Source organism: Streptomyces sp. T39, from assembly GCF_008042045.1.
Lineage (GTDB): Bacteria > Actinomycetota > Actinomycetes > Streptomycetales > Streptomycetaceae > Streptomyces.
Genome location: NZ_RDBP01000012.1, coordinates 1,851,502 through 1,859,174, shown reverse-complemented (window position 1 = coordinate 1,859,174; position 7,673 = coordinate 1,851,502). Strand labels below are relative to the sequence as shown.

5 protein-coding genes and 1 pseudogene are annotated in these 7,673 nt (G+C 72.6%); 4 read left to right on the top strand and 2 right to left on the bottom strand.

From position 1 onward, the window contains the following. The 3 genes and pseudogenes from EAO77_RS09370 to EAO77_RS09360 form a co-directional block, all read left to right on the top strand. Positions 1-445, top strand: a pseudogene (locus EAO77_RS09370) (DUF3558 domain-containing protein); the annotation flags it as partial. Positions 446-546: 101 nt separating this feature from the next. Beyond that, entirely contained in the window at positions 547-1,260 is a 714-nt protein-coding gene (locus EAO77_RS09365; protein ID WP_147987565.1) for a DUF3558 domain-containing protein, read from the top strand. A 97-nt stretch (positions 1,261-1,357) separates the two neighbouring features. Then, positions 1,358-2,950: a DUF2637 domain-containing protein gene (locus tag EAO77_RS09360; RefSeq protein WP_147987564.1), complete on the top strand. Its 1,593-nt coding sequence runs from the start codon at positions 1,358-1,360 to the stop codon at positions 2,948-2,950. A 152-nt stretch (positions 2,951-3,102) separates the two neighbouring features. On the opposite strand, the gene lysS is transcribed toward EAO77_RS09360, so the two are convergent. Continuing rightward, entirely contained in the window at positions 3,103-4,830 is a 1,728-nt protein-coding gene (lysS, locus tag EAO77_RS09355) for a lysine--tRNA ligase (RefSeq protein WP_147987563.1), read from the bottom strand. 154 nt (positions 4,831-4,984) lie between these two features. Here lysS and argS point away from each other — a divergent pair, with 154 nt between their 5' ends. Further along, positions 4,985-6,763, top strand: a complete 1,779-nt coding sequence (gene argS, locus EAO77_RS09350) for an arginine--tRNA ligase (protein ID WP_147987562.1) — start codon at positions 4,985-4,987, stop codon at positions 6,761-6,763. A gap of 102 nt (positions 6,764-6,865) precedes the next feature. Here argS and EAO77_RS09345 read toward each other — a convergent pair whose 3' ends face one another. Continuing rightward, positions 6,866-7,576 (bottom strand): hypothetical protein, encoded by a 711-nt coding sequence (locus EAO77_RS09345; protein WP_147987561.1) that lies wholly within the window; start codon positions 7,574-7,576, stop codon positions 6,866-6,868. Between the last annotated feature and the right edge of the window lie 97 nt (positions 7,577-7,673).

Genomic DNA, 7,673 nt, shown 5'->3' with positions numbered 1-7,673 from the left:
GCAGGCCGCGACGTCCGTGCCGGTGAGGATCGAGCCGGAGGAGCCGGCCGGGGAGGAGACCGGCGGTTCGCCGTCCGCGACACCCGGTACGGGCGCGACCCCCGGTGTCGGCACCCAGGCGGGGCAGGCCTCCGGACCCCCCGAGGGATCGGGACAGCCCGGTGGCCCGGGCGGCAGCCCGTCGGCGAGCGCCTCGGGCGAAGGGCTGGAGCCCCGTGTGCTGTCGGGCCTCGGCGACGCCGCGTTCATCGACGACGTGCTCGACACCACCCGCCCCACCGCCCAGCGCCGCGACGTGAGCGTGGTGTTCCGCACATCCAACGTGATCGTGACCATCGTCTACGCGGAGCAGCCCGCCCCCGCGGCGGAGGTGCCGGACAGCAAGGAACTGCAGGAAAAGACCCAGAGCGTGGCCCGCCGGCTGGCGGAGCTCTTCGACGAGTAGACGGGGCCCGCCGCCCCGCGCCGGCTTCCGCGACCCGGCCCGCTCCCGGGCCTGTGCGCGTACCGTGTCCTGGCCCGACCGTACGACCGAGTGAAGGAACCATGCACCGTTCAGCCCCGCGACTCGCCCGCATACTCGCCTGCGCAGCCGTCCCGGTGATGCTCGTCGTCGCCGGCTGTTCCTCGGACTCCGGTTCCGACGGCGCGCCCAAGGCCTCCGCCTCCCCGTCCCCCGAGGCGAAGAAGACGCCGGCGGTCGCCCCGGCGAAGTTCACGAAGCTCCCCGACCCGTGCTCGGTGCTCGCGTCCAGGACGATCGAGGACCTGGTCCCCGGCGCGAAGTCCAAGGGCGGCACGGCCGGCAAGTCGTCCGACGCCGCCAGCCGCGGCAGCTGCTCGTGGAACGGCCTCGACGACAACGGCGTCAAGGGGTCGCAGTACCGCTGGCTCGACGTCTCCCTCCTGCGTTACGACTCCGACGCCTCCCTCGCCGTCAGCGGCGAGCAGCGCGCCCAGCAGAGCTACGCCAAGGAGATCGACAAGGCGAAGGCGACCGAGGGCGCCAAGGGCGTGAAGACCACCGCCGCACCCGGGATCGGCAGCGAGGCGACCACGGTCAACTACACCCTCAACAAGACCGACGAGGACTTCGTCTACGCCACGGTCGTCGCCCGTACGGCGAACGGCGTGGTGACCCTCACCTACAACGGCACGGGTTACGCGGGGGCGAAGAACCCGTCGTCGGCCGACCTCACCAAGGCCGCGCTGAAGGCGGCCAAGGAAGCCGTGGCCTCCGTCGAGTCCGCCAACCAGTAGGCGGCACAGGGGGCTTCCGCCCGAGGGCGGAGGAACGGGGTCCGCCGGCATGTGCCAGGCTGTGCCCCGCACAGCAGGAGAAGGGGAGGGGAACGCGGTGGCCGCGATGCAGCTGACACGTACACACCGAATACTGATCGGTGTCGTCGTCGCCGGGGCGCTGGTCATCGCCGCGATCGGCTTCGCCGGATCCTACGCCGCGGTGCGCGAGCTCGCGGAGCGCAAGGGCTTCGGCGACTTCTCCCTCGTCTTCCCCATCGGCATCGACGCCGGCATCTGTGTGCTGCTCGCGCTGGACCTGCTGCTCACCTGGATGCGGATCCCGTTCCCGCTGCTGCGCCAGACGGCGTGGCTGCTGACGGCGGCGACGATCGCGTTCAACGGTGCCGCGGCCTGGCCCGACCCGCTCGGGGTCGGCATGCACGCGGTCATCCCGGTGCTGTTCGTCGTCGCCGTCGAGGCCGCCCGGCACGCCGTGGGCCGGATCGCGGACATCACGGCCGACAAGCACATGGAGGGAGTGCGGCTGACCCGCTGGCTGCTCTCCCCCGTGCCGACGTTCAAGCTGTGGCGCCGGATGAAGCTGTGGGAGCTGCGCAGCTACGAGCAGGTGATCAAGCTGGAGCAGGACCGGCTGATCTACCAGGCGCGCCTGCAGGCCCGGTTCGGCCGGTCGTGGCGTCGCAAGGCCCCGGTGGAGTCGCTGATGCCGCTGCGTCTCGCGAAGTACGGCGTGCCGCTCGCGGAGACCGCGCCCGCCGGGCTGGCCGCCGCCGGCATCGACCCGGTGCTGCTGCCGCCGGCCCCGCAGCCCGCGGCCGTGGCACCCGCCGCGGAGGCCCAGGCGGACGCCAGGCCGCTGCGGGAGAGGCTGTCGCGGCGTGAACTGCCGGGCTCCGACACCACCCCCGACGGCCGCCCCGCGGACACCGCCCCGGACGCCGCGACCGTCGCCGCCGCAGAGACGGCCCCCGCGCTCCCGGCGGAGTCCGCCGCCGCGCCCCCGCAGGAGGGCCCCGGCTCCCACGAGAGCCCGTGGTTCCACGCGCAGCACCTCCCCCAGGAGGCGTACCCGCACGCCCCCGAGCAGGGCTACGGCCCCGCCCGCGCCGAGGCGTTCGATCCCGTCCCCGTCCCGGTCCCGGCGGGCCCCGGCCGTACCCGCCCGCTGGGCCCCGGCCCCGACGGCCAGGTCTTCGAGGGCCCTCAGCAGCGGGATGCCGGACAGCGCCCCGCGCCCGGCCCGTACGCGGGCGAGGTGTACCCCCAGCGCCCGTACGCTCCGGGCCCGTACGCCGGTCCGCAGCAGTACACGGAGGGCGTGCAGTACGCGGGCGACCAGCAGGCGCCGCAGCCGCACGACCGGCAGGCGGAGCCCCGGTACTCGGGCCGCGGTCCGGTCGGCCCCGTGACGGCGGACGGTCCGGCGGCGGACCTGCCGGAGGGCCCCGAAGCGGGCCCCGACGAGGACTTCGCCGCCGAGGACAAGGAGTTCGCGGAGGCCGCGTACCCGGTCTTCGTGGCCTATGTGGACGAGCACCGGGACTACCCGAAGGCCGACCACCTGGACATACTGCTCAACGACCGCCACGGTGTGCACCACCCGCGGAGCACGGCGCTGCTGAAGCGGCTGCTGCCGGAGTTCCGCCGGCGTCTCCAGGCAGACCTCGAGGCCGAGCACATCGCCTGACGCGTCCCGGCCCGCGGCTTCCCGGCGGCCGCTCGGGTCGTGCGCGGGGGCGGCGAACTCCGAAGGGGCCGAAGGGCGGGGACACGCCGGAGGGCCCCCACCCCGCGGGATGAGAGCCCTCCGGTACGAGCGGCGGGCGCCGCGCCGGCCGGTCAGGAACCGAGCAGCTTGCGCACCCGGTCCGCGCCCACGGCCAGCAGCAGCGTCGGCAGCCGCGGCCCCGTCTCCCTGCTGACGAGCAGCCGGTAGAGCAGCGCGAAGAAGGCACGCTGGGCGACCTTGAGCTCCGGCGTCGGCTTGGCGGCCGGGTCGAGGCCGGCCATCACCTTCGGCACGCCGTAGACGAGCGTGGTCAGCCCGTCGAGGGACCAGTGGGTGTCCAGGCCCTCCAGCAGCAGCCTCAGCGACTCGCGGCCCTCGTCGTCGAGGGAGCCGAGCAGCTCGGTGTCCGGCTCGGCGCGCACCACCGTGCGGGCCTCGGCCGGGACCTGGGTGGAGATCCAGTTCTCCGCGCGGTCCAGGCGCGGGCGGACCTCGTCGAGCGTGGTGACCGGGTTCTCCGGGTCGAGCTCGCTGAGGATGCGCAGCGTCTGGTCCTCGGTGCCGCCGGTGATGTCGGCCACCGACGCGAGCGTGCGGTACGGCAGCGGGCGGGGCGTGCGGGCCAGCTCCCCGGCGGCCGTGCGGGCCGCCCTGGAGTGGGCGGCGGCGTCGGCGGGCAGCACGCTGCCGTCCGCGACCTTGCCCTCCAGCTTGTCCCACTCGTCGTACAGACGCTGGATCTCCTGGTCGAAGGCGATCTTGAAGGACTGGTTCGGCCGGCGGCGGGCGTACAGCCAGCGCAGCAGCTGCGGCTCCATGATCTTCAGCGCGTCCGCGGGGGTCGGCACACCGCCGCGCGACGACGACATCTTGGCCATGCCGGAGATGCCGACGAAGGCGTACATCGGGCCGATCGGCTGCTCGCCGTCGAAGATGCCGACGATCTGCCCGCCCACCTGGAACGACGAGCCGGGGGACGAGTGGTCGACGCCGGACGGCTCGAAGATCACGCCCTCGTACGCCCAGCGCATCGGCCAGTCGACCTTCCACACCAGCTTGCCGCGGTTGAACTCGCTCAGCCGGACGGTCTCCGCGAAGTCGCACACCGTGCAGCGGTAGGCGAGCTCGGTGGTCTCGTCGTCGTAGGCCGTGACCGTCGTCAGGTCCTTGTTGCACGAGCCGCAGTACGGCTTGTACGGGAAGTACCCGGCGGACGTCGCGCCGTCGTCCTCGGCGGCCGCGCCGGAGCCCTCGGCCGCCTCCAGCTCCGCCTCGTCGACCGGCTTCTGGCCCTTCTTCGGCGGCGCCTTCTTCGTCCGGTACTGGGCGAGGATCGCGTCGATGTCGCCGCGGTGCTTCATCGCGTGCAGGATCTGCTCGCGGTAGGCGCCGGACGTGTACTGCTCGGTCTGGCTGATCGGGTCGTACTCGACCCCCAGCTCCGCCAGCGACTCGGTCATCGCCGCCTTGAAGTGCTCGGCCCAGTTCGCGTGGGGGGAGCCCTTCGGCGCGGGCACCGCGGTCAGCGGCCTGCCGATGTGCTCGGCCCAGGACTCGTCGACGCCGTCGACGCCGTTCGGCACCTTGCGGTAGCGGTCGTAGTCGTCCCAGGAGATCAGGTGGCGGACCTCGTGCCCCCGGCGGCGGATCTCGTCGGCGACCAGGTGCGGGGTCATGACCTCGCGGAGGTTGCCGAGGTGGATCGGACCGGAGGGTGAGAGCCCGGACGCGACGACGACCGGTTTGCCAGGCGCACGTCGCTCCGACTCGGCGATGACCTCGTCCGCGAAACGGGAGACCCAGTCGGTCTCGGTGCTGCTCTGAGCCACGGTCGGCACGTCCTTCTGTCTCGGAACTGACGCGGCCCATTCTCCCAGACGCGACGGCACGCCCCGGGGCAGCCCGCCGCTCGGGGAAACGGCTTGCTCCCCCGTGGGATACTTGACCGTCGCACCATTCGGCGACTCCCCATCCCAACCGGAACGGAAGCTCATGGCCTCGGTCCCTTCCCTCGCCTCGAACGTGCAGCAGCGCCTCGCGGACGCCCTGACGGCAGCACTGCCGGAAGCAGGCTCCGCCGACCCGCTGCTGCGACGTAGCGACCGGGCCGACTTCCAGGCCAACGGGATCCTCGCGCTCGCGAAGAAGCTCAAGGGGAACCCGCGCGAGCTGGCCGGCAAGGTCGTCGACGCGATCGGCGCGAACGACCTCCTGAAGGAGATCGAGGTCTCCGGCCCCGGCTTCCTCAACATCACGGTCACCGACCGGGCGATCACCGGGACGCTCGCCGCCCGCGCCGCGGACGGCCGCCTCGGTGTGCCGCTCGCCGCGGAGCCCGGCACGACGGTGATCGACTACGCGCAGCCGAACGTCGCCAAGGAGATGCACGTCGGCCATCTGCGGTCCGCCGTGATCGGCGACGCAATGGTGCAGATCCTCGAGTTCGCGGGCGAGCAGGTGGTGCGCCGGCACCACATCGGCGACTGGGGCACCCAGTTCGGCATGCTCATCCAGTACCTGATCGAGCACCCCCACGAGCTGGACCACAAGGGCGACGAGGCGGCGGCGGAGGTCTCCGGCGAGGAGGCCATGTCCAACCTCAACCGGCTCTACAAGGCGTCCCGCGCGCTCTTCGACTCCGACGAGGAGTTCAAGGCCCGGGCCCGTGACCGGGTGGTGGCCCTCCAGGCCGGCGACGAGGAGACCCTCGCGCTGTGGCAGCGGTTCGTCGACGAGTCGAAGATCTACTTCTACTCGGTCTTCGAGAAGCTCGACATGGAGATCCGCGACCCCGACATCGTCGGCGAGTCCGGCTACAACGACATGCTCGACGAGACCTGCCGCCTGCTGGAGGAGTCGGGCGTCGCCGTCCGCTCCGAGGGCGCGCTGTGCGTCTTCTTCGACGACGTGAAGGGCCCGGACGGCAACCCGGTGCCGCTCATCGTCAAGAAGTCCAACGGCGGCTACGGCTACGCGGCCACCGACCTGTCCGCCATCCGCGACCGGGTGCAGAACCTCGGCGCCTCCACCCTGCTGTACGTGGTGGACGCCCGGCAGTCGCTGCACTTCAAGATGGTCTTCGAGACCGCCCGGCGGGCCGGCTGGCTGAACGACAAGGTCAAGGCCCACCAGCTCGCCTTCGGCACGGTCCTCGGCAAGGACGGCAAGCCCTTCAAGACCCGTGAGGGCGAGACGGTCCGGCTGGTCGACCTGCTGGACGAGGCGATCGACCGGGCGACGTCCGTGGTCGCCGAGAAGGCCGAGAAGGTCGGTCTGAGCGAGCAGGAGATCACCGAGAACGGCCGGTACGTGGGCATCGGCGCGGTCAAGTACGCCGACCTGTCTACGTCCGCGGTGCGCGACTACAAGTTCGACCTGGACCAGATGGTCTCGCTGAACGGTGACACCTCGGTCTACCTCCAGTACGCGTACGCCCGGATCCAGTCGATCAAGCGGAAGGCGGGCGAGCGCCTGCCGGTCGCCCACCCCGAGCTCGGCCTGGCTCCGGCGGAGCGGGCGCTCGGCCTGCACCTGGACCAGTTCGGCGAGGTCCTCGGGGAGGTCGCCGCGTCGTACGAGCCGCACAAGCTAGCCGCGTACCTGTACCAGCTGGCCTCGCACCTGACGACGTTCTACGACCAGTGCCACGTGCTCAGCGACGACAACTCCCCCGAGGTCGTGGAGAACCGCCTCTTCCTCGTCGACCTCACCGGCCGCACGCTGCACCAGGGCATGGCGCTGCTCGGGATCCGTACGCCCGAGCGGCTCTGACCCCGGTCCCACGAAGCGAAGGGCGCGGCCCGGACCCCCGGTGAGGGGTCCGGGCCGCGCCCTTCGCCGTGTGGCGTACTGAGCCCAGGGAGGCTCGGGCGCTCACTCCTCGCGCGGCGCCCAGATCCCGCCCAGGTCGGGCCGGTAGTCGTAGAGGGGCCGCCCCTGGAGGGCGCTCGTGCGGAACGGCCTGCCCTCGTCGTCGATCCGCAGGGTGCCGCGCCGGTCGCCGCTGCTCCACTCGACCTCCACGTACCAGCGCACGTCGTGGGACGCGGTGTGCAGGTGCAGGTTGAACACCTGCGGGTCGTTCGACGCCACCTTGTACGGGAAGTCGGTGGCGGGGACGGTGATGTCGCCCTGCCGCCCCGCCACGGGCCGCAGGACGGGACGCGGCTTGTCCAGGTCGACGTCGAAGGTCTGGGGGGTGACACCGCTGCCGCATCCTTCGCCCATCGAGTAGGCGTTCCAGGCGAGCGGTTCGGCGCGGCCCACGATCCGGACGTGGACGGCGGTGATGACGACCGAGTCCCGCGTCTTCCCGGTCGCGGTCAGCTGGAGCCGCATGCCGCCGGCGTCCACCCCGTCGAGGGCGCGCGCCCAGCTGCGGTGGTCCTGCGGCGGGGGCGCCGGGGGGATCTCCGCGGGTGCGCGGCCGAGGAGGTAGTACTGGCCGCAGGGCGAATCCCAGTTGTACGAGCTGACGCCGACCCGCAGCGGGGTCCCGGTCTGCGCGGGCGCACCGTGGCGGGCCGGCGGGGAGACCGGCGGCGGGACGGACGCACCGGACGAGGCGCTGGGCGAGGGCTTCACGGAGGGCGGCCACGGGCTCCGGCCCGGACGGGGTGCCGTCCGTGGCTCCGGGCACGGGCTCCGCCTCGGGTGGTGAGCCGGCCGTGGCTGCGGGCTC

What these genes read in the sequence shown, in the direction of transcription:
- EAO77_RS09365 (WP_147987565.1), top strand. Translation starts at nt 547, where the DNA reads ATGCACCGTTCAGCCCCGCGACTCGCCCGCATACTCGCCTGCGCAGCC.
- argS (WP_147987562.1), top strand. Translation starts at nt 4,985, where the DNA reads ATGGCCTCGGTCCCTTCCCTCGCCTCGAACGTGCAGCAGCGCCTCGCG.